Annotated in this window: 27 protein-coding genes; 20 read left to right on the plus strand and 7 right to left on the minus strand. The window is 58.5% G+C overall.

The window, feature by feature from the left end:
- On the plus strand, window positions 1–1,065 hold the full coding sequence (aroC, locus tag B149_RS0111535) for a chorismate synthase (protein ID WP_018125315.1): 1,065 nt from the start codon (window positions 1–3) through the stop codon (window positions 1,063–1,065).
- 58 nt (window positions 1,066–1,123) lie between these two features.
- On the opposite strand, the gene B149_RS0111540 is transcribed toward aroC, so the two are convergent.
- Window positions 1,124–2,683: a DEAD/DEAH box helicase gene (locus B149_RS0111540; protein WP_018125316.1), complete on the minus strand. Its 1,560-nt coding sequence runs from the start codon at window positions 2,681–2,683 to the stop codon at window positions 1,124–1,126.
- A gap of 230 nt (window positions 2,684–2,913) precedes the next feature.
- Here B149_RS0111540 and B149_RS0111550 point away from each other — a divergent pair, with 230 nt between their 5' ends.
- A complete protein-coding gene (locus tag B149_RS0111550) occupies window positions 2,914–3,669 on the plus strand; it encodes a flagellar protein FliT (protein WP_018125318.1) in 756 nt (251 codons plus the stop codon).
- Between the two features lie 166 nt (window positions 3,670–3,835).
- Complete coding sequence (greA, locus tag B149_RS0111555; RefSeq protein ID WP_018125319.1) at window positions 3,836–4,327, plus strand: transcription elongation factor GreA; 492 nt, start codon at window positions 3,836–3,838, stop codon at window positions 4,325–4,327.
- 78 nt (window positions 4,328–4,405) lie between these two features.
- Here the strand turns inward: greA and B149_RS0111560 are convergent, their stop codons facing one another.
- From B149_RS0111560 to trmFO, 6 genes are all read right to left on the minus strand, one after another.
- Complete coding sequence (locus B149_RS0111560) at window positions 4,406–4,744, minus strand: hypothetical protein (protein ID WP_018125320.1); 339 nt, start codon at window positions 4,742–4,744, stop codon at window positions 4,406–4,408.
- A gap of 64 nt (window positions 4,745–4,808) precedes the next feature.
- Window positions 4,809–5,333, minus strand: a complete 525-nt coding sequence (locus B149_RS17105) for a carboxymuconolactone decarboxylase family protein (RefSeq protein ID WP_018125321.1) — start codon at window positions 5,331–5,333, stop codon at window positions 4,809–4,811.
- A 67-nt stretch (window positions 5,334–5,400) separates the two neighbouring features.
- Complete coding sequence (locus B149_RS0111570) at window positions 5,401–5,985, minus strand: TetR/AcrR family transcriptional regulator (RefSeq protein WP_018125322.1); 585 nt, start codon at window positions 5,983–5,985, stop codon at window positions 5,401–5,403.
- Between the two features lie 32 nt (window positions 5,986–6,017).
- Entirely contained in the window at window positions 6,018–7,361 is a 1,344-nt protein-coding gene (locus tag B149_RS0111575) for an MATE family efflux transporter (protein WP_018125323.1), read from the minus strand.
- Between the two features lie 85 nt (window positions 7,362–7,446).
- Window positions 7,447–8,607, minus strand: a complete 1,161-nt coding sequence (locus B149_RS0111580) for a M48 family metallopeptidase (protein ID WP_040372716.1) — start codon at window positions 8,605–8,607, stop codon at window positions 7,447–7,449.
- A gap of 78 nt (window positions 8,608–8,685) precedes the next feature.
- Window positions 8,686–9,999 carry a methylenetetrahydrofolate--tRNA-(uracil(54)-C(5))-methyltransferase (FADH(2)-oxidizing) TrmFO gene (trmFO, locus tag B149_RS0111585; protein ID WP_018125325.1) on the minus strand — a complete coding sequence of 438 codons (1,314 nt, stop codon included), beginning with the start codon at window positions 9,997–9,999 and terminating at the stop codon, window positions 8,686–8,688.
- 74 nt (window positions 10,000–10,073) lie between these two features.
- On the opposite strand from trmFO, the gene B149_RS0111590 reads away from it, so the two are divergent.
- From B149_RS0111590 to B149_RS0111670, 17 genes are all read left to right on the plus strand, one after another.
- Entirely contained in the window at window positions 10,074–11,051 is a 978-nt protein-coding gene (locus B149_RS0111590; protein ID WP_018125326.1) for an ABC transporter ATP-binding protein, read from the plus strand.
- Window positions 11,048–12,001: an ABC transporter ATP-binding protein gene (locus tag B149_RS0111595; protein WP_018125327.1), complete on the plus strand. Its 954-nt coding sequence runs from the start codon at window positions 11,048–11,050 to the stop codon at window positions 11,999–12,001. The genes B149_RS0111590 and B149_RS0111595 overlap by 4 nt, the downstream gene beginning before the upstream one ends.
- A gap of 31 nt (window positions 12,002–12,032) precedes the next feature.
- Window positions 12,033–12,587 (plus strand): HDIG domain-containing metalloprotein, encoded by a 555-nt coding sequence (locus tag B149_RS0111600; protein WP_018125328.1) that lies wholly within the window; start codon window positions 12,033–12,035, stop codon window positions 12,585–12,587.
- A gap of 71 nt (window positions 12,588–12,658) precedes the next feature.
- Entirely contained in the window at window positions 12,659–13,426 is a 768-nt protein-coding gene (gene cbiQ, locus B149_RS0111605) for a cobalt ECF transporter T component CbiQ (RefSeq protein ID WP_018125329.1), read from the plus strand.
- Window positions 13,423–14,142, plus strand: coding sequence for an energy-coupling factor ABC transporter ATP-binding protein (locus tag B149_RS0111610; protein WP_018125330.1), 720 nt, complete (start codon window positions 13,423–13,425; stop codon window positions 14,140–14,142). The genes cbiQ and B149_RS0111610 overlap by 4 nt, the downstream gene beginning before the upstream one ends.
- Before the next feature lie 145 nt (window positions 14,143–14,287).
- Window positions 14,288–15,673 carry an MATE family efflux transporter gene (locus B149_RS0111615; RefSeq protein WP_018125331.1) on the plus strand — a complete coding sequence of 462 codons (1,386 nt, stop codon included), beginning with the start codon at window positions 14,288–14,290 and terminating at the stop codon, window positions 15,671–15,673.
- Window positions 15,657–16,538 (plus strand): DUF2156 domain-containing protein, encoded by an 882-nt coding sequence (locus B149_RS0111620; RefSeq protein ID WP_026167593.1) that lies wholly within the window; start codon window positions 15,657–15,659, stop codon window positions 16,536–16,538. Before B149_RS0111615 ends, B149_RS0111620 begins: the two co-directional genes overlap by 17 nt.
- A gap of 44 nt (window positions 16,539–16,582) precedes the next feature.
- Window positions 16,583–17,881 carry an alkaline phosphatase family protein gene (locus B149_RS0111625; RefSeq protein ID WP_018125333.1) on the plus strand — a complete coding sequence of 433 codons (1,299 nt, stop codon included), beginning with the start codon at window positions 16,583–16,585 and terminating at the stop codon, window positions 17,879–17,881.
- On the plus strand, window positions 17,881–20,013 hold the full coding sequence (locus B149_RS0111630; protein WP_018125334.1) for an ATP-dependent helicase: 2,133 nt from the start codon (window positions 17,881–17,883) through the stop codon (window positions 20,011–20,013). The genes B149_RS0111625 and B149_RS0111630 overlap by 1 nt, the downstream gene beginning before the upstream one ends.
- Window positions 20,014–20,024: 11 nt before the next feature.
- Window positions 20,025–20,978 (plus strand): thiamine-phosphate kinase, encoded by a 954-nt coding sequence (gene thiL / locus B149_RS0111635; protein ID WP_040372719.1) that lies wholly within the window; start codon window positions 20,025–20,027, stop codon window positions 20,976–20,978.
- Window positions 20,979–20,986: 8 nt separating this feature from the next.
- A complete protein-coding gene (tsaA, locus tag B149_RS0111640) occupies window positions 20,987–21,421 on the plus strand; it encodes a tRNA (N6-threonylcarbamoyladenosine(37)-N6)-methyltransferase TrmO (protein ID WP_018125336.1) in 435 nt (144 codons plus the stop codon).
- Window positions 21,418–22,230 (plus strand): alpha/beta fold hydrolase, encoded by an 813-nt coding sequence (locus B149_RS0111645; RefSeq protein ID WP_018125337.1) that lies wholly within the window; start codon window positions 21,418–21,420, stop codon window positions 22,228–22,230. The genes tsaA and B149_RS0111645 overlap by 4 nt, the downstream gene beginning before the upstream one ends.
- A 60-nt stretch (window positions 22,231–22,290) precedes the next feature.
- Window positions 22,291–22,533 (plus strand): hypothetical protein, encoded by a 243-nt coding sequence (locus B149_RS0111650; RefSeq protein WP_018125338.1) that lies wholly within the window; start codon window positions 22,291–22,293, stop codon window positions 22,531–22,533.
- Window positions 22,534–22,599: 66 nt separating this feature from the next.
- Window positions 22,600–23,460, plus strand: coding sequence for a 50S ribosomal protein L11 methyltransferase (gene prmA, locus B149_RS0111655; protein ID WP_018125339.1), 861 nt, complete (start codon window positions 22,600–22,602; stop codon window positions 23,458–23,460).
- A 41-nt stretch (window positions 23,461–23,501) separates the two neighbouring features.
- A complete protein-coding gene (locus tag B149_RS0111660; protein WP_425386879.1) occupies window positions 23,502–24,113 on the plus strand; it encodes an endonuclease III domain-containing protein in 612 nt (203 codons plus the stop codon).
- Window positions 24,114–25,220 carry a murein hydrolase activator EnvC family protein gene (locus tag B149_RS0111665; protein WP_018125341.1) on the plus strand — a complete coding sequence of 369 codons (1,107 nt, stop codon included), beginning with the start codon at window positions 24,114–24,116 and terminating at the stop codon, window positions 25,218–25,220.
- 55 nt (window positions 25,221–25,275) lie between these two features.
- The gene (locus tag B149_RS0111670) at window positions 25,276–26,559 is read left to right on the plus strand and encodes a S41 family peptidase (RefSeq protein WP_018125342.1); all 1,284 of its coding nucleotides are present in this window, start codon (window positions 25,276–25,278) and stop codon (window positions 26,557–26,559) included.
- The last annotated feature ends 10 nt before the right edge of the window (window positions 26,560–26,569 follow it).

The raw sequence follows: 26,569 nt of genomic DNA on the forward strand, positions 1-26,569 counted from the left end.
ATGAGCGGCAATACTTTCGGCGAGCTCTTCACGCTCACCACCTTCGGTGAATCCCACGGCCCCGGCCTCGGCGGCGTGGTGGACGGCTGTCCCGCCGGAATCCCCATGTCCGAAGAGATCGTCCAGCAGGAGCTGGATCGTCGCAAACCCGGTCAGGGAGCGGCTTCCACCGCACGTAAGGAATCCGATACCGTCAGGATTTATTCCGGCGTGTTCGAAGGGCAGACCACCGGCACCCCCATCGGGTTCGTGGTGGAGAACGAGGACCAGCGTTCCAGAGACTACTCACGCGTCAAGGACGTCTTTCGCCCCGGCCACGCAGACTTCACGTATCACTCGAAGTTTGGCGGCGTGCGCGACTACCGCGGCGGCGGACGTTCCTCCGGCCGTGAGACCGTGGCCCGCGTGGCGGGAGGAGCTGTAGCCCTTGAGTTTCTGCGTAGTGAAGGGATTTCCGTCTTTGCCTACACGGCCGAGATCGGAGGAATTTCCGCAGACCCGGTGGATATGGAGAATGCCCAGAATAATCCCTTCTTTTCACCTGATGGAGAGGTGGTGGAGAAATGGGAGGAGCGTATCCGTGAGGTCAAGGGGCTGGGTGACACCCTTGGCGGTGTTGTCGAGGTCCGCATAGCTGGATTGGCTCCGGGCATCGGGGAACCGGTTTTCGACAAGCTGGACGCGCGTCTGGCATACGCCCTCATGGGCGTAGGCGCGGTCAAGGCCGTCGAGATTGGCTCCGGCTGCGATGCGGCCCGTAAACTCGGTAGCGAGAACAACGACTATATGACCACCGCCGGATTTTCGTCCAACAACGCAGGCGGGATCCTCGGCGGTATTTCCAGCGGGCAGGACGTGGTGGCTCGCGCATTCGTCAAGCCCATCCCATCCATCGCGCAGGAACAGCACTGCATGGACGTGGAGGGAAAACGGGTATGCATGCGTATCGGCGGCAGGCACGACATCTGCGCCATTCCAAGAATCAACCCGGTGCTGAAGGCCATGACGGCCCTCACGCTGGCAGACCTGATTCTCCGTGACCGTCGGCTCGGCGTCAGACCGTAGTCGCGATTATCTGAAAAGAAGAAAGGGAGGACGCCTTCGGCGTTCTCCCTTTTTTGATTTATTCACCCGAGCCTTTGTTTTCAGCGGGCTTCTTCTTTCGCCTGCGCGGCCTGCGTTTGCGTTTGGGCTTGTCATCCGAGCCCGCCTTGTCGCCTGAGGGCTTTTTGTCGCCGGAAGGCTTTCGGTCAGGTTTTCCCTTGCCCTTTTGAGGACTCTTCTTGGGCTGTTCCGAAAGGGGCACTTCGGGCGGGGTATGCAGCGACTGCTGATAGAATTCATCCATCAACATGCCCAGCAGCACCAGCGTATCATCTTCCTCGGCAAAACGTTTGGCGATGTCCAGAAAGCGGGAAATGCGTTCGCCCTGAAAATAGGTCAGGTCGCGGCGTTTTTTCTCAAGCATTGCCGTGAGGCGTTCCTCAATGACCGAGGCCACCTCCTCGTCGTCCGGGATTTCGCGTTCGACGAGATTTATCTTGAATTTTGCGGCAATGCGCTTGAGTTCGGCCTTCTGGACGAGGTCCACGAGGGTGATGACGGTTCCGGACGCGCCAGCCCTGCCGGTTCTGCCCGCACGGTGGATGTAGGACTCCGGGTCTTCCGGCGGTTCGAACATGAAGACGTGGGAAAGCTCGGGAATATCGATGCCGCGCGCGGCGACGTCGGTGGCCACGAGAATCCTGAGTTGGCCTTCGCGGATGCGATTCAGCACGCTTTCGCGCTTGTTCTGCGAAAGGTCGGCGGTCAGCGGTTCGGCGTCAAAGCCGAACTGCTTGATGACCGTGGCCACGAATTCCACGTTGCGCTTGGTGTTGCAGAACACGATGGCGGACGTGGGGTTCTCGGTCTCGATGAGCTTGAGCAGATGGCGCTCCTTGCCCATGGCCGGGACCTCATAGAAAATGTTTTCGATTTCCGCAACGTTGACCTGATCCTGCGAAAGGCTCAGGAAATCCGGCTTGTGCAGGAACTGGTCGGCCAGACGCAGTACCACGGGCGGATAGGTTGCGGAGAACATGAACGCGCCGGCGAGCCTGTCGGGTAAAAATGCCTGAATGCGTTTCATGTCGGGGTAGAAGCCGATGGAGAGCATACGGTCGGCTTCGTCGAAGATGAGAACCTGCAGTTTGTTCAGGTTCAGCGAGCCACCCTTGAGGTGGTCGAGCACTCGACCGGGCGTACCCACCACGATCTGTGCGCCCTCGGAAAAGGCGTCGAGCTGGGCCTTGTAGCCAACACCGCCGTAGACGGCCACGACGTTGATACCGGAGTCTCCGGCAAGGTTCTTGGCTTCCTGAGCGACCTGCTTTGCGAGTTCGCGGGTGGGGACAAGCACGAGTGCCTGACAGTCGGTGGAGTCGGGCTTTATGCGGTCGAGAAGCGGCAGCACGAAGGCGCCGGTCTTTCCCGAGCCGGTGCGGGCCTGAACCATGACGTCGCGTCCCTGCATGACGTAAGGCAGCGCCTTCTTCTGCACGGGCATGATGTCGGACCAGCCTACACGTTTGCAGGCGTCCATAAGCGGTTCGGGCAGTTGATCAAAGGAAATTTCGGGAAGTTGTTCGGAGCCCTTGCTTTCGGTTTCGGCTCCCTGGTCGGGTCTGGTGTCGTCAGTCATATGGTGATGTATACTCCTGTTCGGTGCGGTAATGTCGCAATCCGTGTCAATACGCCTACCCGAGATATGGCTCAAGAGCAAGGCTCAGACCTGGCAATCCCTGCAATCGGGGCAGTTTTGCGCCATAATTGAAGCCTTCCGTCGCTGCCGGAAAGAAGGCACGGAGACCGTCGATTCCGGCGAGGTCTGTCGCTTTACTCTTCAAGGTCCTTGAGGCAATGTCTCCGGTCATGTGCGATTTTTCTACGGATTCCGTTTCCTGCCAGGGCTTTTGCCCCCGATGCGGTACCGAGCATTCTCTCAAGGCCGGTTCGGCCATGGAGGCGTGCCGGAAACTCATGACCGAGCTGGAGCGTCATGGACGCATTGATTGGCATCTGCCGGAAAGCGAGGCTGACCCAAGGCTTTCGACCACACCGCTTTTCGGTCAGCCGCGTGGCCAGATGTTCGGTGTGATGACGTACGAGGATGCCGCAGGAAACCCGGGCGTTGCAAAAGCCTTTTCCGGTCAGTTCAATGGCGTCTGGGCCGTGAAGGGCTGGGCTCCTCCGTTGGTCGAGCAGGAGGCTTTTGACGAGGTTTCCCGCCATATTGAGCCGGAAATCAAACGGCTGGGGCGCAGAATTCAGGCTCTTAATGGGGATGCCACGCTTCGCGCGGAACTCAAACGCATGCGACGTGAGCTGTCTTCGCAACTCATGCGGGAGATTCATGAACTATACGTTCTCAGAAATTTCAAGAATGAGAGCGCCCAGCTTCAGCACGTCTTTCAAGGCAAGGGGATTCCAACCGGAACCGGTGACTGCTGCGCGCCCAAGCTGCTCCAGTTGGCAGCCGTCAATGGCTGGCGACCTCTTGGAATAGCGGAATTCTTCTGGGGGCGGGAAAATCGTTCAGGCACCAGGGAACACGCTCGTTTCTATCCTGCCTGCATTGAAAAATGCCGCCCGATATTGGGGTTCATGCTTTGCGGTTCTCAAGGCTAAGCTCCTGAATAGCCAGAAATACCTTCTCCATTCGATTTCTCTTGACCACTCGTTGCGGTTGCCTTAGGGATACTGTTTTGCAGTCGCACACCACTACCAATCCAGCCGCCGAGGCGGCGGCCGGTGTGCTTTACTATTATCAACAGAAATTCAAGGACTGATCATCATGAGCCGCATTCCCATTTCGATTCAGGGTTATGAGAGCGTCAAAAAAGAACTGGACGAACTGAAGAAGGAACGTCCGGGAGTCATTCAGGCAATCAAGGAAGCCCGTGAAGAAGGCGACCTCAAGGAAAACGCCGGATACGACGCGGCCCGTGAACGTCAGGGCATGCTGGAGGCGCGCATCAGCCACATTGAATCCCGCATGCCGTATTTCGACCTGATCGACCTCGACAAGCAGAACAGCGATGAGATTCTTTTCGGCGCGACTGTTGAGATTGAGGACATGGAAACCGAGGAAGTCAAGAAGTACACGCTTCTCGGTGCCGACGAAGCCGACTACAAGAACGGCACCATTTCCATCATGTCTCCGGTGGCACAGGCGCTGCTTGGCAAGATGGAAGGCGACGAAATCGTTGTTGACGCCCCGCGTGGGAAGATCGAATACGAGATCATTTCCGTCAAATACGAGGGTGCCGCCGCTGTGAAGCGCTAGGTCCGCCTGCCCCATAGAGCGTTAAAAAGCCCCCTTCCCTCTCGGGACGGGGGCTTTTCTTGTCTTTGTTGCATGCCGCTATTTCTTGACGGGCTTCAGGCGCACGGCGGTGCCGTAGCAGGAATAGTACTTGTCCCCTTCCGGATGAAAGGAAACGTTCTCGCGGTAGGCGATGATGGCGTCCGCGTTGACGTCCACCGCCTGAGCCAGCAGGCCGTAGAAGGCGTTGTCGAAGATGTAGCTGCGACAGACGATGAGACCGAACGCCCCAGCTATTTCGCGGCCCGGCATCTCATCGGTGGTCACGATCTTGATCTTGCCGCCAAGATACAGGTTCTTGGCCAGTTCAAGCCTCTGGTCATTCTTGCTTTCTTCCTTGTATACGGGCTTTTTCGGCCCGCCGAATATCAGCGCCATTGGAGAATCCTTGGATTTGAATCGGTTGTGACTAAGGACTCATATCCCATGACCCGTGGATTCATCAAGCCCCACGCTTGTCGGAAAAGGCCTGCATGAGCAACCGGGTGCCTGCCATGAACGTTCCCTGATTGCAGGCATCCAGTATTGCCGCGTCGTTCCAGCCATTTTCACGCTGCTCGGTGATGTCTTCTTTCGAAACCCTTTCGCCGCGCACCACGCGCATGACGAACACCAATAGGCTTTTCTCCCCATCAGAAAGCGGTGCATTATTTGGCGAATTGCGCATCTCTTCCAACTCGGCGTCATCAACTCCGGTTGCGAGCAACAGGTTCCTGCTGAAATCCACGCATTCGCTCAAACCGAAGTGATCGGCAGCGAGATAGCGGATTGAAGCTGTCAACGCGAAATCCAGCGCGGAGCGGTCTCGGTAGTAACCAATCTGTCGCATCTGGCACTCGAAGAGCCCCGGGCTTGCACTCAGGAGTTGCAATGGAGCCGGAACACCGAATGCTTCCGGAAAAGCCGAGTATGCTTTTCCTATCTCTCCTTCAGCTGACTCGGGGGCAACATGGTTGAGCATGAACATGAAAATCTCCTTTGTAGTAGACCAGTCGTCTAGTTGAGAGGTGTAAAAAAGGTCACCTCGTGACCTGCTAATATTGGTCCAGAATAATGGAGAAAACGAATTTTTCGAACTGATCCAGCGGCTCCGGAGATTTACTGGCTTTCATACGCACAAGAGCTCCCTGCCAGGAATTGACGATGAAGTCCGCCGTTTCCCGTGGATCAATTATGACCGGAATGTCTCCGCGCTCCTTGGCCTGCGAAAGGACTCCCTCCGCATACCGTGACATGGCGTCGAACACGCGAGCAATAGCCTTTGCGAATAAGGGGTTCAAGTCTCCCATTTCCTGGGAGAGATTGCCGATGGGACATCCAAGGGCATAACCGCTTTCATCAAGTCTGTTGCGCAGGCCGGCAAACATGCCCCTGAGTCGATCAAGCGGCGGCAGTTCGGACTCCTCCAACTGCCGGCGCATGGCTTCAACAAAGCGAATTCTGTGGAACTCCACCAGTTCCAGACCGAATGCTTCCTTGCTGGAAAAATAGAAATAGAACGAGCCCTTGGGGACGTCCGCTTCCCGAAGGACCTCGGAAATACCGGTATTGTTGAACCCCTGCCGGTGCACAAGGTTCGCGCCGATCTCAAGGATGTGTTCTTTCGTGTTTTTTCCCATGGAAACTCTGTAGACCGATCGGTCTAGTCTTGTCAAATAGCATCACGTCTGTTCAGCGGAGCGTCACCAATGCCGGGCCAGATCCTGGCGATTCCGAAGCTTGCACGAATGAATGTCCAGAGCGTGGCGGCAAGCCATATCCAGACAAGCGCGGGGGCAGGTCGAAAGTGTTCTATGCCTATAACGGCGGCGGCACCGCAAATGGAGGCAATGACCATGGCGTTTCGTAAAAATCGAAAGTCGCCGGTGCCCCAATGGATGCCGTCCGTGGCGTATGACAGCGAACTGAGCGGTTGCATCAGGGCCGCCGTCAGCCATCCGGGGTGGAAGACGGCGATTGCTCCGGCCGGGACGAGCAACCATGCCACCTGTGCTCGGAAGAGGATCATCCCGAAGCACAATGCCGCTCCGGTGCCGATGCTCCAGAAGCAGGTCAGCCGGGCAACGCTTTTGGCCGTCACCCGGTCGGCGCGTCCGACAAAATATCCCACAAGCGACTGCGCGGTGATGGCGAATGCATCCAGAAACAATGCGGCAAAGATGAAGAACTGACGGATAGCCTGATAGGCCGCCCCTTCCTCGGGGCCGACCTGATTGGCCGCACGGGTGCAGAGCGACAGGAAGATGAGAACCGCTCCGGTCCTCACGAAGATGTCGCCTCCTATGGAAAGAAGCTTGCGGCAGTCCGTAAGGCGAAGGTCTCGTGAAAGCCCGACCATCCGACCAGTCGCAACTAGGGCCCAGATGGCCCCGCACCACTGGCTGATGGAGCTGGCAAGCCCTGCTCCGCCGACGCCCATGGTAGGGAACGGTCCCACGCCGAAGACCAGAAGCCAGTCCAGAAGCACGTTCATCGCATTGACGCCCACCGCAACATACAGAGCGGTCTTCATGTCCTGCGCTCCCCGCAGTGCGCCGAAGCAGGCAACGGTTACCAGAACACCCGGCGCACCGAGCAATCGGTATTCCATATATTCCGAGGCGTTTTGCAGTACAGCCCCGTCGCCGCCCAGTAGCGCGCCGATGCCGTCAAGAAGCGGGAGGGCACCGAAAAAAAGAACCAGCCCAACCGAGGCGGCCATGGCACATGCGAGGGAACTGATTCTCGCGGCTCGTGAAGGATCGTCCTCACCCAGAGAATGGGCGACTTCGGTTTGCGTGCCGATGCCGAGAAACGAAAAGGCCCAGAACACGGCGGAAAAAGCCATGGTTCCGATGCCGAGTGCGGCGGTTGCCTCAGATCCCAGACGCGCGACGAAAGCAGTGTCTGCCAGCCCCGTGACTGGTTCCGCCACGAGGGAAAACAATACCGGAATCGCGAGCTTGAGTATGGTTCGATTGGGTGAACGGTGAAAGGGATGGTCGTGATGCGGCATGAAAAGCTCCGGGTTCCGGTAATGCCTACTCCCGGCCCGTTAGGGAATCAAGCATAAAAAAGCCCCGCCGAAGCGGGGCTTGTGTCTACTTTGAGGCGATGATCTCGCCCCGCTCGCGGGGGCTTCCGTAAGGAACTTCTTCCACACCGCCGTAATGGTCGAGAGCCTCCTGCGTCAGGTTGGGCAGGATGACCTCGTTACGCTGCTCTTTTTCAATGATTTCATCATAGGTTTCATTGATATAGACGTAACGGCTCGCCGAGTTGGGATGCGTCGTATCATGGGAAATCGCATAGGGGCTTTCGGCACCCATGCCTCGCCACACGTTTGCGGCATCTTCCACATTGTATCCACCACGGTAAGCAAAATAGAGGCCGAGGTAATCGGCTTCCTTTTCGTGATCGATGCTGTTGCTGTAATTCATCTGGTTCGCGATGGATACTCCGGCATTGGAACTTACGCCGGTCAGGCCGGTGATGAGGATGTCCACGAAAAGCCCAGTGTTCAGTGCGGCCTGACTCTGGTCGATGTGACCCGCGATGTTGTGCCCGAGTTCATGCCCTACGATGAGGGCAAGCTGGGAGTCATTAGTGAATTCCTTGATGATCCCCTTGCAGATAATGATCTCTTCGCCACTGGCGTAGGCGTTGATTTCCGGCTTGTTTGAGTAAATAACATCGTAGTCGCACACCTTGACGGAGTGGATGGAGTGCTTTCTCTCCTTGCCCTTGTCATCCACCGTAAGCACGACCCTCGGCTCGTCCGAGGCATCCTCGCAGATGTCGGCCACCTTGTGCTTCCAGTCCCATCCTTCGCTGGGGAATTCGTTGCCATTGACGGCAAGGACGACCATTCCGGGTTTCAATCCGGCCTTATCCGCCGGACCGTTGGCCTGCACGGATTCGATGAAAACGTAATTTTCGCGGCCGCGAGGGAGATCAAGATAATCGATATACGCCTGCTGCCATTCTTCATCAATCGAATCAAGGGTACTCAGTTTCAAACCCTGTGCGTAGTTCCAGTTGTCTTTGCAAAACGGCATACCCGCTTGCAAAATGCGAAGCCCCACGCTTTCGGCCCTGTTTTCATATCCAAGGCGGCGTTCAAGGGCGAATGTCTTCTGGTAAAGCTGTTCTCGCTCAACCAGTTTTTCATCCACGTGTGGGTTGACGGTTGTGTTTCTGTAACATCCGCAGAGAATGACGGTTACCGCGGCCAGAGCAATCAGACGAACATGAGTACGCACAATAAACCTTCTCTCGATATTGAATTTCGACTCCTTTACCCGAAATTCTATCAGTAATCAATTGTGCATACTCGAAGGCTATGAATTCAGCCAGTTATTGAATACATCTCTTGCGCGTTTTGCATATTCTTCCTTGCGGAATTTCTTTGGCACACGCTTTTTGAGTCCCGGCATGAGGCCGAAGTTGATGTTGGAAGGTTGGAACCGTTTGTGCGGTGTGGTCTTCAGGTGCCCCATGAGCGCGCCGAGCGCGGTTTCCGCCGGAGGGTGACTCAGGTCGTTGCCTTCGAGTCTCGCACGCAGGAGCATGCCGAGCCACAATCCACAGGCGGCGGATTCAAGGTACCCTTCGACACCGGTTATCTGGCCTGCAAGGAAGACACCCGGCCGGGCCTTGAGCTCCAGTTCTTCGCTCAGCACTTCCGGTGCATTCACGTAAGTGTTGCGGTGAATGGAACCAAGACGCAGGAACTCGGCATTCTCCAGTCCCGGAATCATGCGGAAGATGCGTTTCTGCTCGGGGTATTTGAGCTTGGTCTGAAAACCTACGAGGTTGAAGGCGGTCTTGTCGCGATTCTCGGCCCTCAGCTGCACAACGGCGAAAGGCTGCTCCTCGCTGTGCGGATTGGTCAGCCCTACCGGCTTGAGAGGGCCGAATGCCAGCGTCATCTCGCCGCGCTCGGCCATCTCCTCCACCGGCAGGCAGCCCTCGAAATGTATTTCCTTTTCAAAGTCCCTAGCCTGAACCTTTTCCCCTTCCATAAGGGCTTTGATGAACGACTTGTACTCGTCCTCGGTCATGGGGCAGTTCAGATAGTCATCATCCTCGGGCCGCCAGCGGGAACCCCAGAACGCCTTGGAAAAATCTATGGAGTCACGCGTCACGATGGGCGCGATTGCGTCGTAGAAATACAGTCCCTCTCCGCCCACGGTCTGTGTCAGGCTCTGCGCAAGCGGCTCGCTCGCCAACGGTCCGGCGGTGATGCAGACCGCGTCGAAGCCCTGAATGCGTTCGTCATCAAGGGAGGTTATTTCCTCACGCTTGAGTTCAATGTTTTCATGAGACTCGATGCGGTCCGTTATGTGGCGGGAGAACAGCTCGCGGTCCACGGCCAGAGCCTTGCCTGCCGGAACCGAGGTGGCGTCGGCCGCTTCCATTACGAGGCTTCCCAGCTCATGCATTTCAGCATTGAGCAGGCCAACGCCTGCGGTGATGTCCGCGGAACGGAAAGAGTTGGAGCAGATCAGCTCGGCAAGAGTGTCGCGCTCATGGGCCTGCGAGTACTTGACGGGTTTCATTTCGAAAAGCGTCACGGAAACACCGGATTCCGCCAGTTTCCAAGCACATTCGCATCCGGCCAGTCCTGCGCCGACAACGGCTACCTTCTTCACGTTCACTCCCGGGGATCGTTGTTAAATGGACGGATTTGCTGTATACATCCGGAAACTCCGGAGTATCGACCCACATGGCGCAACCCGTCCTCGAAATCAAGGGCCTCACGACCAGCTTCGCCAGCCCCAAGGGCGTGGCCAAGGCGGTGGATACCGTCAGCCTGTCCGTAATGCAAGGCGAAACCCTTGCCCTTGTCGGAGAATCGGGCTGCGGCAAGTCGGTACTGGCCCTTTCCGTCATGGGGCTCGTCCCGGATCCGCCAGGCCGGATCACGCACGGACACATCCTTTTCCATGGCGACGATACCACCGAAATGGACCCTGACCAGCTCAGGGCCATGCGCGGCAATCGCATTTCCATGGTCTTTCAGGAACCCATGACCGCCCTAAACCCTGTTTTTCGCGTGGGCGAACAGATCGCCGAGGCCGTGCGGCTGCACATGAACCTGTCACGGGCCGAAGCCGACGCTCGCGCCGTGGAGACACTGCGGCTCACAGGAGTTCCGCACCCTGAGCGGGTCGCCAGGTCCTTTCCCCACGAGCTTTCGGGCGGGCTGCGGCAGCGGGTCGTCATTGCCATCGCGCTAGCCTGTGAACCGGAGCTTTTGCTCGCAGACGAACCCACGACCGCGCTCGACGTGACCATACAGGCGCAGGTGCTCGAACTCATGTCCGAGCTCAAGGAGCGCATGAATGGATCGCTCATGCTGATCACGCACGACCTCGGCGTGGTGGCGGGCATGGCGGACCGCGTGGCGGTCATGTATGCTGGCGAGCTGGTGGAGCTCTCTCCTGCCGAAGATTTTTTTTCCGAGCCGCTGCATCCCTACTCGCAGGGACTCATGGCCTCGGTGCCGAGACTTGGCGACAGAACGCCGGTTCAGGCGCTGCCCGGCACGGTCCCATCCATTTTTCATCGCCCCGAAGGATGCCGCTTTCATCCCCGATGCCCGCATTGCATGGATATCTGCCGTACCGTTCCGCCGCGCGAGGTGGTGCGTGAGGGAAGGCACCTGCGCTGCTGGCTGTTCGACAAGGGGGTGAAGGGATGACCGCCCTGCTCACCCTCTCGGAACTGACCAAGACCTACCGTGTTCGCGGCGGACTGCTGGGCCTTGAAGCCTCGCGTCTTCGCGCCGTGGACAGGGTGAGCCTGACCATGCGCGAGGGTGAAACCATGGGTCTCGTGGGCGAATCCGGGTGCGGCAAGTCCACTCTCGGCAGGCTCGTCTGTGGCCTGGAACCGCCGGACTCCGGACAGATCGAATTCAAAGGCAAGGCGCTTGATGATTGGGACGATCGCGAGCTTCGGCGCAGCATCCAGATCATATTTCAGGACCCGTATTCCTCGCTCAATCCCCGCCAAAGTATCGGTTCCGCGGTCAGGGAGCCGTTGGACATCCACAAGCTCGGCAACCGTGCCGAGAGAAAGGCCGAAGCCGTCAGGCTACTGAAACAGGTCGGGCTGGATGAGGATTACGCCTCGCGCTACCCGCACGAATTCTCCGGGGGACAGCGTCAGCGCATCGCCATTGCCCGCGCGTTGGCCCTCAAGCCGGAACTGATCGTCTGCGACGAGCCGGTCTCCGCGCTGGATGTCTGCGTACAGGCGCAGGTGCTCTCCCTGCTGCGCGAGTTGCAGAGCAGCTTTGGCCTGACATATCTCTTCATTTCGCATGACCTGTCCGTGGTCAGCAATCTGTGCGACCGCGTGGCCGTCATGTATCTTGGAAGAATTGTTGAACTCGCCAAAAGCGAGACATTGTTTGCGGGCGCCAGGCATCCCTACACGCAGGCGCTTCTCGCGGCGGTGCCTGTCCCGATCCCCGGTGCGGTGAGCAACGCCGTCAAACTTCAGGGTGAACCACCCAACCCCGCCGCGCCGCCTTCGGGATGTCCATTTCACCCGCGCTGTCCCAAGGCGTTTGACAAATGCCCCAAAGAGGAGCCGCCGCTCAAGGAAGTCGCTCCGGGCGTGGAAGCTGCCTGCTGGCTGTATTGAAACCGTAAAGACCTTCAAGGAATCAGAGACCATGAACCGTCAGGAAGCCTTTGAACTGCTGAAGAAGCACAACAGCGAAGACAACCTCATCAACCACGCCCTGGAATCCGAAGCCGTCATGCGTGCGCTGGCTGGCAAGCTCGGCAAGGATGAAGATCTCTGGGGCGTCACCGGCCTGCTGCACGATCTTGACTACGCCGGAACCAAGGAAAACGGCGAACGGCACGGCCTCGATACGGTCGATATGCTTGACGGCGCCCTGCCCGAAGACGCGATCAACGCCATCCGTCGCCACGCCTGTGAGATGAACGGGGCCGAAGACCCGGAAACCGAGTTCGACTACGCGCTTCGCTGCGGCGAGACCGTCACCGGCCTCATCCACGCGGCGGCCCTCGTCCGCCCCACCAAGATGGACGGCATGAAGGCCAAAAGCCTCAAGAAGAAGATGAAGGACAAGGCTTTTGCGGCCAGTGTCAACCGTGACTGCATTCGTGAATGCGAGAAAATCGGCATGGATCTCGGCGAATTTCTGACGCTTTCCATCGGTGCCATCGCGGCCATCGCCCCGGAAGTGGACCTGGCCTGATCTTGCGGGACGACCTGCCGTGTGCTACCTGATCGCATCACGTAGCACACCCGTCAGCCCGGAGTAACCTCTTGCCGGAATCAACCGAACCGTTCGCGCATACCGCCTCACCGGTCCACTCGCTGGACCCGCGTTTCAGGCTGCTTGCCGCAGTGGTCCTGACTGTGCCCGCCGCGCTGTTGACGAGTCCCGTGGCGGCCGGTGGCGCCCTGCTTGTGGGGGCTTTGCTCGCGTTTGCGGCGCGGCTTCCGTTTGGGCGGCTGGCAAAGCGGTTGCTGGCGGTCAACTTCTTTACGCTTTTCATGTGGATATTTCTTCCTTTCAGCACCCCTGGTACGCCGCTGACGAGTGTTGCCGGGCTTGAAGTGACCTTGGAAGGTCTTCGGCTGGCCGGGCTTATTACCCTGAAGACCAACGCCGTAGTGCTCTCGCTTACGGCGCTTATGGGCAGCATCCCGGTTCGCGACCTGGGTCCGGCCATGCAGTCCCTGCGCGTGCCCGACAAGCTCTGCCACATGCTGGTTTTCACGCATCGGTACGCCGTGCTGATCCGCGAGGAGCTGGACCGGATGAACCGAGCAGCGCGTGCCCGCGGCTTTCGTCCCCGCACTGACATGCACACCTACCGCTCCTATGCATGGTTGGCCGGGATGCTGTTGGTGCGCAGCTGGGACCGGGCCGAGCGTGTTCGTGACGCCATGATTTGCCGGGGCTTCTCCGGACGCTTCCACTCCCTCGCCATATTCCGAACATCCGGGCGTGATGTGGCTTTCCTGACCCTCATCCTGCTCGTCGCCGCCGGACTCATCTGGCTAGAATTCATCCGGAGGACCGCATGAACGACCACCTCGTCGAACTGCAACAGATTTCCTACGCGTGGCCCGGTCGCGGGAAGGTGCTCGACAACCTCGACCTGACCGTGCATCAAGGCGAAAGTCTGGGGCTCATGGGACCCAACGGTGCCGGAAAAACCACCCTGCTGCACGTGCTGATGGGATTGATCAAGCCCGATGGCGGCAGCATCCGTATTTTCGATCAGTCCGTGGAGACTTCTGACGACTTTGAACGGGTCCGGTTGAAAATCGGTTTCATGTTCCAGAATGCGGACGATCAGCTCTTCTGCCCTTCGGTTCTTGACGACGTGGCCTTCGGCCCGCTGAATCAGGGCATGGACCGCGCCGAGGCGCGTGAACTCGCCGTGAGCACGCTCGAATCTCTCGGGCTGCACGGCTTCGAGGATCGCGTCCCGTACCGACTTTCCGGCGGCGAAAAGCGGCTTGTGGCGCTGGCTACCGTTCTCTCCATGCGCCCCGGCCTGCTGGTGCTCGACGAGCCTACCACCGGCCTGTCTCCCGAGGCGCGGGAGCAACTGGTCGAGACGCTTAATTCATTGGACGTCCCCAAGCTCATTGTCTCCCACGAGGCCGATTTTCTCGATGCCACCACGCAGCGTATCGCCGCCATGAAGGACGGAAGAGTAGTCTCGGGAACCCTTGTTCCGCATACCCATACCCACGTCCACGTAGAGGGCGACGTCCCGCATCGGCACGACTAGCCGAACCGGCCGCGATCCAGATCGATCAGACTGGGGAGGATTTTCCTGCCTCCCGCCTCTTGGCTTTTTCCGTAAAATGGCTATCCTGTCGGGATGCACTTGATCGAGGAGCGAATCGTTGAGCAGTCCTGAACTCTCGGAGCGCATGACGCGTTCTCCCTATAAAACCATCTGGGGACTTGCCTGGCCGCAGGTACTCATGATGGTATTCCATTTTTTTATCGGTATGGCCGACGTATGGGTGGCGGGCAAGATCAACCGCGAAGTTCAGGCCTCGCTGGGAATCATCACCCAATCCCTGTTCTTTTTGCTGGTCGTGGCCATCGCCGTGGCCAACGGTGCGGTCGCGGCCATCAGCCAGTCCGAGGGCGCCGGACTCCATAAGCGGGTCAAGCGCTACGTCAGTCTTGCCGTAGCCTGTGCGCTGGCGCTCGGGGGCGTTTTCCTCCTCGTGGGGATGCCCTGCCGCGGGCTTTTGCAGGACGCGCTGCAGGTGCCGCAGGAGATGCGCTACGTCACGGAGTATTTCCTCAACGTCTACCTGATGATCCTGCCCTCCTATTATCTGCTCATCACCACAAACGCCGTTTTCAGGGCCCGCAAGCAGGTCATGGTGCCGCTGTATTCCATGGTGGTCGTGACCACCGTCAACGCGGTCATGGACGTTGGCCTCGGGCTTGGCATGTGGGGGCTGCCCAACCTCGGATACAAAGGGCTCGCGTGGGCAACCTTCGGCTCCGTGACGGCCGGGGCGATCAGCAACCTCATCGTGCTGCTCAAGCAGGGCGCCCTGGACCCCGCAAGTTTTCCGCCGGTTCGCTGGATCAAGGCGGCACTGCCGTATCTGGTGAAGGTGGCATGGCCCTCTGGTCTCATGCAAATCGTCTGGCATTCCGGGTATCTCGTGCTGTACGCCATCACGGCGAGCCTGCCCCGCGGCGAAGTGGACGCGCTGGCCGGCATGTCCATCGGCCTGCGCATCGAGTCGTTGCTCTTTCTGCCCGCGTTCGCACTGAATATGACGGCGAGCATCCTCATCGGGCATTACCTTGGTGCACGCGACCCGGACACCGCCAAGGCGTTCGGGTACAAGATTCTCGGAATCGGGGTGGTCAGCATCAGCCTGTTGACCTTCGCCATCTGGCCGCTGTTGCCGCCATGGGTGGCGTTGCTGACGCAGGAGCCGCTCGTTGAGGCGCAGGCACTCAGCTACCTGAAATGGAACGTGCTCGCGATACCGTTTACGCTTACCAGCATGATCATGGCGGGCTGTCTCAACGGTGCCGGGGCGACCTTATATAATATGATAATAATGGGATCGGCCACATGGTTCGTGCGTTTGCCGCTGGCATGGATGCTCGGCCATCATTTCATGAACGAGGCCGAAGGGATATGGATAGCAATGCTCTGCTCGCAGGTGATACAGGCTGCAGTTCTGCTGCACACCTACGCCACCCGCAACTGGCAGAAATTCGCAATGATAAAGGAACGAAAACTCAAGAAGGGTACATTCAATGGCGCTAGAATTTGAACCGATCAGCCTTGCGCGTCAGGAAGAATATCACAAAGCACTGTTCAGCTGCCCGGACAGGGCCAGCTCAGACTATGCCTTTGCCAACATTTGGGGCTGGGCCGAGCACTACGGGCTTGAATGGGCCTTTCACAAGAACATGGTCTTCATCCGTCAGACCAAGCCGGAAACCGTTTGCTGGGCCCCAGTGGGCCCATGGCACGAGTACGACTGGTTCGGGTGCAAGGCCATGGTGGAAGCAGGCAAATTCACCCGCGTGCCCGACTACCTCGCCAAACTCTGGCAGGAAGCGTACGCCGACCGCATCGAACTGACTGAAAACCGGGACCATTTCGACTACCTCTATTCGGTCGAAGACCTCACCGAGCTGCGGGGCAACAAGTTCCACAAGAAAAAGAACCTGCTCAACCAGTTCGTGAAGAAAACGGATTTCAATTACCATCCCATGGAGCCGGAGTGCGTGGAGGAAGTCCTCGCCATGCAGGCCGAATGGATCGCTTGGTATGAGGAAAACAACCCGTCTGAAGCGCTTGTGGCCGAGAATCACGCCATCGAGCGTGTACTGCATGACTTCGACCGTATCGGAACCCTTTACGGCGGCGCCATTCGCGTGGACGGTCGGGTCATCGCCTACACCGTGGCCGAGGCACTGGACGAGGAAACGGTGGTCATTCATTTCGAAAAGGGCGACGTGCGCTACAAGGGTGTTTATCAGGCCATCAACCAGATGTTCCTCAAGCACAACGCCCAGGAGTTCAAATACGTGAACCGTGAGCAGGACCTTGGTGACGAGGGCTTGCGCAAGGCCAAACTCTCGTACAATCCGGCCTTTCTGCTGAAGAAATACGAGGCGCGGCTCAAGTAGCCCCCTGAAGGGGCCGCTTCGGCGGTCCTTTTCGGAGTGTATCCGTGAGCATCGTACTGAAGGACAGGCAGTGGCATCGGCTGGCCGTGCTCGGTCTGGACGGGCTTCCGCTAGACCTTGCCCGCAAGCTCGGCGACACCCTGCCCAATATCGCCCGTATCGCCGCTGAAGCGGACACCGTTGACGCTGAAATTCCCGAACTTTCTCCGGTGAACTGGACCTCCATGTTCACGGGAAAAGGACCTGAAGAGCACGGGGTTTTCGGATTTGCGCGGTTTGACCCGGACACCTACCGCTCCTCGCCAGCCAGTTTCGAAGCCGTGGCCTGTCCCACCATATTCGATCGTCTGGGGGAAGCCGGTCGCGTTTCACGGGTCATCAACCTGCCCAACACCTATCCGGCTCGTCCCATCCGGGGAATGCTGGTGGCCGGGTTTGTAGCCGAAGACCTCGCCCGCGCCGTGCATCCGCCCTTTCTGCTGCCGAAGCTGAAGGAAGCGGGCTACCTCATTGAGCCGGAGACCGCCAATGCTTCCGCTGACCCTGCGGGACTTCTTCTGGGCCTGCGCGAAAGCCTCAAGACGCGGCGCAAGGCGCTGGACATGCTCTGGCCCGACCACGGCTGGGATCTTTTCATCTTCGTGCTGACGGAAACGGATCGGCTTTTCCATTTTCTGTACACTGCGGTGACGGATTCCATGCATCCGCTGCACCGGGAATGCATGGATTTCCTGCACGATTGGGATGAAGCGGTGGGTGACTTTCTTGAACGGTATGATGCGTTGCCGGAGCCGAAGCGTTTGATGGTCCATGCGGACCACGGATTCACGGAGTTGAAGACCGAAGTCTGCCTCAACACATGGCTTGTCTCAAACGGTCTGCTTTCGCTGGATTTTCCGCCGGAAGGCGAATGGGATTCCTCCAAGATTTCGCCGCAGGCCCGCGCCTTTGCCCTTGATCCGGGACGAATTTATCTGCACCGCCGTTCCCGCTTTTCGCGAGGCTGCCTGCGAGACGCAGACGCAGACAGGATGATCCCGGAGCTTAAAGCGGCCCTTGAGGGCTTGACCCATGCGGGGGAACGGGTCATGGAACGTGTCTTCACGGCTGACGAACTCTATTCCGGCACGCTCCGTGACCGTGCGCCGGACCTTGTCTGTCTGGCCCGTCCGGGGTACGACCTCAAGGCGAAGTTCGGTCGCGACAGCGTTTTCGGATTTCACGGACGCACCGGCACCCATACCGCCCGTGGTGCCATCTGGTACGACTCCCATGGCTCGAAGCCGCGCCGAATGCGCGAAATCGGGCAGGAAATACTCAAGCATTTCAATCTGGACCCATAATGAGCATCGACCTGAAGAATCAATTGAATCCGGCCCAGTACGAGGCCGTCACCACAACCGAAGGCCCGGTGCTGGTCATCGCGGGGGCCGGTTCCGGCAAGACGCGGACCATCGTCTACAGGCTGGCCCACCTCGTGGAACAGGGCGTAGACCCTGCGCAGATCCTGCTGCTGACCTTCACCCGCAAGGCTTCACAGGAAATGCTCGCCCGTGCCGAAGGCATCCTTGGGCGCCCGCTCGACGGCACCAGCGGCGGGACGTTCCACTCATTTGCTTACGCCACCCTTCGCCGTAACGCCATGGACCTCGGGTTTGACGGCGGCTTCACGCTCATGGATCGCGGGGATCAGGAAAACGCGGTGCGAGACATTCGTGCCGAACTCGAACTCGGCAAGGGAGACAAGTCGTTTCCCAAGAAAAACACCGTGCTGGACATGATCACCAAGTCCCGCAACAAGGAGGAGCCGCTGGACGCCATCGTGCAGCGCGAGGCCTACCACCTCTCCCCCTACATCGACGATATCGCGGAAATCGCCTCGGCTTACGCAGGATTCAAACGCAAGCACGCCCTGCTCGACTATGACGACCTGCTTTTCGAATTCGACAGACTGCTCACCGAGAACGAGCCGCTGCGCAACCAGCTCTCCACGCGCTATCGCTACGTCATGGTGGACGAATATCAGGACACCAACCTCGTGCAGGCGCGCATCGTGCAAAAGCTTGCGGGAACCAGCGGCAACGTCATGGCTGTCGGTGACGATGCCCAATCCATTTACGCCTTCCGTGGCGCGAAAGTGGACAACATCCTCAAGTTTCCTGAAATATTTCCCGGCGCAAAGGTCATCCGGCTGGAGCAGAACTACCGCAGTACGCAGGAAATCCTCGATCTGACCAACAACATTCTGGAAAACGCGCGCACCAAATTCGACAAGCACCTTTTTTCTGAGATCAAGGGGCGCGGCAAGCCCGAAGTGGTTTATCCCATCAGCGACCAGACGCAGGCGCGCATCGTGCTGGACAAGATTCTGGAGCTTGAGAAGCGGTATCCGCTCAAGGAGATCGCCGTGCTCTTTCGGGCCGGTTTTCAGTCCTTCCATCTGGAAACCTCGCTCACGCGTCTTGGGGTAAACTATCGCAAATTCGGCGGTATACGCTTCAGCGAAGCAGCGCACATCAAGGATATCATGTCGCTTCTGCGCCTGAGCCTGAACACCAATGATCTGCTGGCGTGGCAGCGGGCACTGGATCACGTGAAAGGGGTCGGGCCCAAGACCGTGGCCAAGATTTACGAGGCGCTGCACACACAGGGACGAGAGAAGTATCTGGCCAGTATGCGCAAGAAGCATCCCGCCGTGGCGGAGCTGCTTGATGAATTGGACGCCGTGCGCCGCTCCCAGCTGACACCCGCCGGGACGCTGGATCGCCTCATGGCGTTCTATCAGCCCATTCTCACTGAGAAATTCCCGGACGACTATCCCAAACGGCAGCAGGGACTGGAGCAGCTGGCGCAGATTGCCGCCAACTACCGCACCATGGATCAGTTTCTGGCCGACCTTTCCCTCGACGGCGATCCCGAAGACGATGAGATCGACGAGGACGCCTTGGTGCTGTCCACCGTTCACTCCTCCAAGGGACTTGAATGGAGCGCGGTCATCCTCATCGACCTCGTTGAGGATCGCTTCCCTTCCAAGCGGGCCATACAGCGCCCCGAGGACCTCGAAGAAGAACGCCGCCTCATGTACGTGGCCTGCACGCGGGCCAAGGAGCATCTGAGCCTGATGGTGCCCAAGACCATCTACAACCGCTTTAACGGCACCTCGGATCCGGCAATGCCCTCGCCCTTCGTCATGGAACTGCCCAACGAATGCTTCGAGAGGCTGCACGAGTCCTATTCCGGCGGTCTTGAGCGCAAGCAGAACGCCCCGAAACCGAAGGGGAGCTCCAAGGTGACCAACAAGGTGCGCAGCGCATCGGAATCCGGCTCCGACGATTCCGAGAAGCTCGGTTTCTGCCGCCACAAGATTTTCGGAAAAGGCAAGATCATCGCCCGTATCCCGCCCGACAAGTACCGCATCAACTTCCCGGGCTTCGGACTCAAGGTTATCATCAAAGATTACGTGGAACTCTTGTAATGGAGAATGTCATGAACCCTGCCAGCGAAGACGCGTTTCTGGAACTCATCGATTCCCATTTCACCCTGAGCAATCCGCACGTGAAGCTCGGACGCGGGGACGACTGCTGCATTTTGTCCAATGAATCGGACCTGTGCGTCAGTTCGGACCTGTTTCTGGAGGATGTCCACTTCCGGCGCTCATATTTTTCACCCGGCGATATCGGCTACAAGGCACTCGCGGTCAACCTTTCGGACATAGCCGGAATGGGCGCGCGACCGATTGCCTTCAACATGGACCTGATGATTCCCGATGGCCTGCCGGACGGATTCTGGGATGAGTTCTTCTCATCCATGTCTGCCCTCGCCCGCCAGAACGATCTGGTGCTCGCTGGCGGTGATCTGAGCCGGGCCGACAAGCTCGGCGTGAACATCACCATTTTCGGCGCCGGTGGTTCCAAGGGTCGTTTTATCGAGCGCAGAAAAGCCGCCGTTGGTGACGGGGTCTTCGTCTGCGGTGATCTCGGGCTTGCCCGCGTGGGTATGCTCGCCATGGAAGAAATGGGCGACGCCGCCAAGGAAGCCTATCCCGCCGCCTGCCGTGCCCACCTGCGCCCCAAGATGAAGCTGATGATCGCCTCCCTGCTCACCGCGGCAGGCACCTCTTCGCTCATGGATGTGTCGGACGGGCTGGCGAGGGATCTGCCCCGGTTGGTGACTCCCGAACAGGGCGTGGACATTGAGATTTCCGAAGACATGATCCCGGCCGAGGTGGTACGCTACTGCGAGGAAAAGGGACTCGACCCGGTGGAGACCCTCGTTCTCGGCGGCGAGGACTACGCACTTCTCGGCACCGCCGACTTCGAGACCGGTTTCAAGGTACGCTCGGTTCCGGGCGTTCAGATGCTCGGCAAGGTGAGCGGCACCCCCGGCGTGCGGGTCAACGGAAAGGATTTTTCAACCAGCGGCTTCGACCATTTCGCGTAGGAGGCATCATGGACCTTACCATTCATCCCGTCGGCTGGATCAGTTCAAGCATCACGGACAGGAACACCGCCCCCAAGATGGAGGACGAGGACGGCGCGGTACGGGCCGTCATCGACATCGAACCCGAGTATGAAGCCGGGCTCGACGGCCTGTCCGAGGGTGACTGGGTCGAACTGTTCACGTGGTTCCACGAGTCGAATCGCAAGACGCTGAAGGTTCATCCGCGCGGCAAGGAAGACAAGCCTCAGCGCGGCGTGTTCTCCACCCGCTCGCCCTTCCGTCCCAATCCGGTGGGGCTGCACAGGGTTCGCGTCATGCGCATTGAAGGCACCCGCCTTGAAGTGGAGCCGCTGGAAGCCATCGACGGCACACCCGTCATGGACATCAAGCCCTTCCCCAAGAAATGGAAGGGTAAACTGGCAGAACTCAACGAAAAGGAATGATCACCAGCGACGGCGTCCGGCTGCATGTCGAGACGCACGGTAGCGGCCGTCCCCTCGTGCTTGTCCACGGATGGAGCATGAGCTGCCGTTTCTTTGATCGTCAGGTGAACGGCCTGTCGAGCCGGTTCAAGGTGGTGACCTACGACCTGCGCGGCCACGGGCGTTCCGAAACATCCCGCCGCGGACACACGCTTGAACGATACGCGAAAGACCTGCGGGAACTGATCGAATCGCTGGACCTGCGAAGCTGCATCCTGTGCGGCTGGTCGCTTGCAGGGCCGTTGGTGCTGGACTACTGGAGCCGTTTCGGGAGTGACCGTGTTGCCGCGCTCGGGCTCATTGAAGCCACGCCCGCCCCCATGCATCCCGCCGAATGGAATACTCACGGTCTGCGCGGGCGCGACGCCATGGCGCTGGACATCTTTCTGAACGCCTTTGTCGCCAACCGCAGCGGATACGGGCGTTCCTTTGTCAACGGCATGTTCGCCGCAGGAGCGGCAGGCCGGGACTTCGACTGGATGTTTGCGGAATACCTTCTGGCAAAACCGTCCTCGGCCGCAGCCATCTACAGGGATTATGCGCGATGCGACTACGTGGATGCGCTCGGAACGGTCTCGGTTCCTTCGCTGGCCGCCTTCGGCTCACACGCCAAGGTCTGTTTCGGCCCGAAGACCGGACGGTTCACCGCCGAATCCATGCCGGACTGCCGTCTTGAGATCTTCAACCAGAGTGGTCACATGCCCTTCTGGGAAGAAGCCGAAGCGTTCAACCGTTCTATTGAGGCTCTGGCCGCCAGAATACCGTCCTAGGCGCTTTCTTGACCACGTTGCTCCGGGGGTTTATCCTTGTAGAGCAACGTGGAGGGCCTTATGGAAATATCCGGAATCAACAATGCGTACGAAGGACTCGCCGATGCGGGCGTGGACAACATCTCCCGACGCGAAGAGCGAGGCTCCGTCGAACGCTCCAGCGGTCCCGACAACGACACGCAGACCGGCCAGCGCACCGATTCTCCGCATAATGACCCCGTCGAACAAAGCCGCAGTTTCAACGACTCGGTCATGAATCAGGTGTATACTGGCAAGGGCTCCCTCGTTGATTTCATGACTTAATTTTGAACACATCGAATTAGCTTGTTTTTTTCTTAAACCTCTACTTCAAGGGAAGATGAAGGCGATATGGCGACCCTGCTCAAGATAGAATTCTCCGTTCCCGCTGACGAGTCCGACGAATGCACCGAATTTCTCTCCTCCAAAGTCCCCCACGGCTGGGAGGAGATCGAATCAGGCGGTCGCGCAAACTATACCCTTTTTCTCGAAGACCACCCTCTGGGCATGGAACTCGTTCGCGAGATTGAAACCAGATTCCCCGGCTGCGGCCTGAAATATCACGAACAGGAATCCGAGGACTGGGCCATGGCCTGGAAAGATTTTTTCGCCCCGGTTTCTTGCGGCGACCGTTTCGAAATCCTGCCGCCGTGGCTCAAGGATCAGATGGACGACGGCATGACGCACATCGTCATCGAACCCAAAATGGCTTTCGGCACCGGCCACCACCCCACCACATCCCTGTGCCTTGAGCTCATCGGCGAACTCTCCAAGGAAGGACGCATCGCCAAGGGCATGGAGTTTCTCGACATGGGCACCGGCTCCGGCATCCTCGCCATAGGTCTTGCCAAGCTCGGCCTTGAGGGGCTCGCCGTGGATATTGATGCGCAGGCCGTGGTCTGCGCACGCGAGAACGTCAATGCCAACGATTGCGCTGAAAACATTGCGCTTTCCGTGGGTGGCGTCGAAAGCGTCGCGGCGGACAGAACCTATGATCTGGTGGTTGCAAACATCCTCTCCGGGCCGCTCATCGAAATGGCGGGCGATCTTGTCCGGCACGTCAAGAAAGGCGGCAGCCTTATCCTTTCCGGCATCCTTGCCGAGCAAGCCGAACGCGTAGCCGCAGCGTATGAACGTCGGGGACTGCCCAGGCCTGAAATCTTCAGGCAGGGTGAATGGGTGGCACTGCTCTGGAAAGAGGTGGCAATCTAGTCATGGGCACCGCCGCACGGCTTGAGAGCATGTACCGGTCCATGCTCGATTCGCTTGGATCAAGCGGATGGTGGCCCGGTGAAACACCTTTCGAANTATGCGTCGGTGCCATTCTCACCCAGAATACCGCGTGGACCAACGTCGAAAAGGCGATTGCTGCCCTTCAGGAGGCGGAGTGCATGGAGCCACAGGCCATGTACGCCTTACCCCCCGAAGAACTCGCCGTCCTTATTCGACCGGCTGGTTATTTCAACATAAAAGCCGCACGGCTGCGCGGGTTTCTTGAACTTCTTCGGGACCGCTGCGACTGGAATCTTGCGGCGTTTGATGACTTCGAAACCGGAGAGCTTCGCAAAACCCTGCTTTCAGTCAAAGGGATCGGTCCGGAAACAGCCGATTCCATGCTCCTTTATGCCTTTGGCAGACCCGTTTTCGTGGTGGATGCCTACACTGCAAGGATGTTTGCGAGACACGGCATGGTTTCTGAGGAAGTCGAGTATCATGAGCTACAGGCTCTTTTCATGGACGCTCTGGATCAGGATGTGGCACTGTACAACGAATTTCATGCATTGATCGTGCGCACGGGCAAGGACTGGTGTAAAAAGAAAGCACCGCTTTGTGAAACCTGCCCACTCAAGACATTTCTGGATTAGATGCAGCATTCCAACCGGTTGATTATCATATTCCTCGCTATCTTCGCCGTTGCGGCCTTCGGGACGCATGCCATGGCTCAGGCGGTGCACAAGCAATTGCAGGAAAAGCAGCAGGAAGCCGACCGGACGGAACAGCTCATGAAACGCCTCAAGGCGCGTGAGGGCGGTCTTTCGCAAAAGCTGCGCGATATTCGTTCACGCATGAAGACCTTGCTGCCGGAGGTCCGTGCGCAAGAAGCCGAGCTGCATAAGATTCGCGAACATGAGCATGAAGCGCGCAAGGAGCATTACGAGCTCGACGCCAAGCGCAAACAGTTGCTCTCCGAGCTGCAAAATCTCGTCAAATCAATTTGGCCGGTGCACCTGACGAATTTACGGGCCCAGCTTGGCAACATTGCGAGCTGGGACAGCGCGGACCGTCGGTTCACATGGCTGGCCGAGGTGTACGGCGCGACACGCGAAAAATTCGTGGCGGTCCGCGAGACCACCGAAAAGCTGGCAAAGAATCTGGAACGGCAGAAACTGCTTGAAAAAGAGGCCGAAGCGCAGCTCAAGCGGGTGAACGCCTCCAAGGACAGGCTGCTTCGGGACAAGCTGGCTCTTCGACGCGAACTGCGTAACGTCAGGGAGAAAAAGCAGGATCTTGAAAGCCAGCTCAAGGGTATCCTTGCGGACATCAAGACGCTCAACTACCGCCTCCAGACGCAGAAGACCAAGAATTTCAAACACTATAAACGTGCTCTGCCCTGGCCTGCCGCAGGCTCCGTTGCAGCCGGGTTCAGCCCTTCAGCCACTCCACCTCGGCGTGGACTTGCCATCGAAACCGGTGACCAGGAAGAGGTGCGCTCCGTATTCTGGGGCAAAGTGGTGCACAATGACCTACTTCGCGGCTTTGGGCAGGTGGTTATCGTTTACCATGGGTTTGACTATTACAGCCTCTATGCCTTCATGTCCGAAACGTTTGTTCAAACCGGACAGGAAGTGGAGAAGGATGAACCCATCGGAAAAACCGGGTATTACCCGCTCGTGGGCGGGCCCGGGCTGTATTTTGAATTGCGTTTTCACCAAAAACCCATTAATCCAAAGCATTGGTTAACTTCTCGATAAAACTAAGCGGGCTCTTGCTTCGGGCCCGAAAGCTCCCCCACCACGGGAGGACCTGATGAGAATCACTCTTTGGCTGGCCACGGCCCTTCTTCTCTTCGCACTCGCGGTTTCCCCGGGACCGAGCGTCGCGGGTAAGGATCCGGATAGATTTCAGGTTTTGAGCCGTTTCAGCCAGGTTCTTGAGCTGGTCGGAGAACAGTACGTCAATCCCATCTCCCGCGAGGAGCTCATCGATGACGCACTCAAGGGCATGCTTGAACAGCTCGACCCGCACTCCAACTATCTGACACCCGCCGAATTCTCCGGAATGCAGGAAAGCACCAGCGGTGAATTCAGCGGCATCGGCATAGAAATCAGCATGGAGAACAATCGCCTGACAGTGGTCACTCCCATTGAGGACACCCCGGCGTATGAAGCGGGACTGAAGGCCGGGGACGTCATCCTCGAAATCGACGGCACCCCCACCTACGACATGACCCTGAACGACGCGGTCAAACTGATCCGCGGCGAAAAGGGCACCACCGTCACGCTGAACATACTGCATGAAGGCGCTGAAGCCTCCGAAGATATCGACATCGTGCGCGGCACCGTGCCCATTGTGAGCGTTAAGACGCACAGCCTCGGCGACGGCTACATGCTGGTTCGTCTCACCCGCTTCAACGAAAACACCACCCGCGTGCTTCGTGAGGGAATCCGGGACTTCCAGAAGGATGGCTCCGAACTCAAGGGTGTGGTTCTCGACCTGCGCAACAACCCGGGCGGCGTTCTGGGACAGGCCGTTTCCGTGGCCGACACCTTTATCGAGGACGGCCTGCTCGTCTACGTGCAGGGTCGCGACGAAAACAACCGTCAGGATTACTTCGCCACACGCAAAAGTGACGATGTTACCGTGCCGCTGGTGACGGTCATCAACTCCGGTTCCGCTTCCGCCGCCGAAATCGTGGCGGGTGCGCTGCAGGATCACGACCGCTCCCTGCTCATCGGGGAACGCTCCTTCGGCAAGGGCTCGGTGCAGTCGCTCTACCCTCTCCCCGGCGGAGCAGGCATCAAGCTGACCACCGCCCTGTACTACACTCCGAGCGGGCGCTCCATTCAGGCCACAGGTATTGAACCCGACCTGACCATCCCCTTCATTCAACCGACTGAAAAGGATGATGATCGCCCCCACCGCTTCTTCCGCGAGAAGGACCTGAGCGGCCATCTGGAAAACGTTAACGGTGACAAGGTCCACAAGAAGGCCGTCTCCGAAAAGGTCGCCGAAATGCTCAGGCGCGACAACCAGCTGCGCATGGCTCTGGAACTGGTCAAGAAGCTGCCCAAGCTTCGCAGCATCAAGTAAAGACAATACA

The sequence above is a fragment of the Desulfovibrio oxyclinae DSM 11498 genome, assembly GCF_000375485.1.
Taxonomy (GTDB): Bacteria; Desulfobacterota; Desulfovibrionia; order Desulfovibrionales; family Desulfovibrionaceae; genus Pseudodesulfovibrio; species Pseudodesulfovibrio oxyclinae.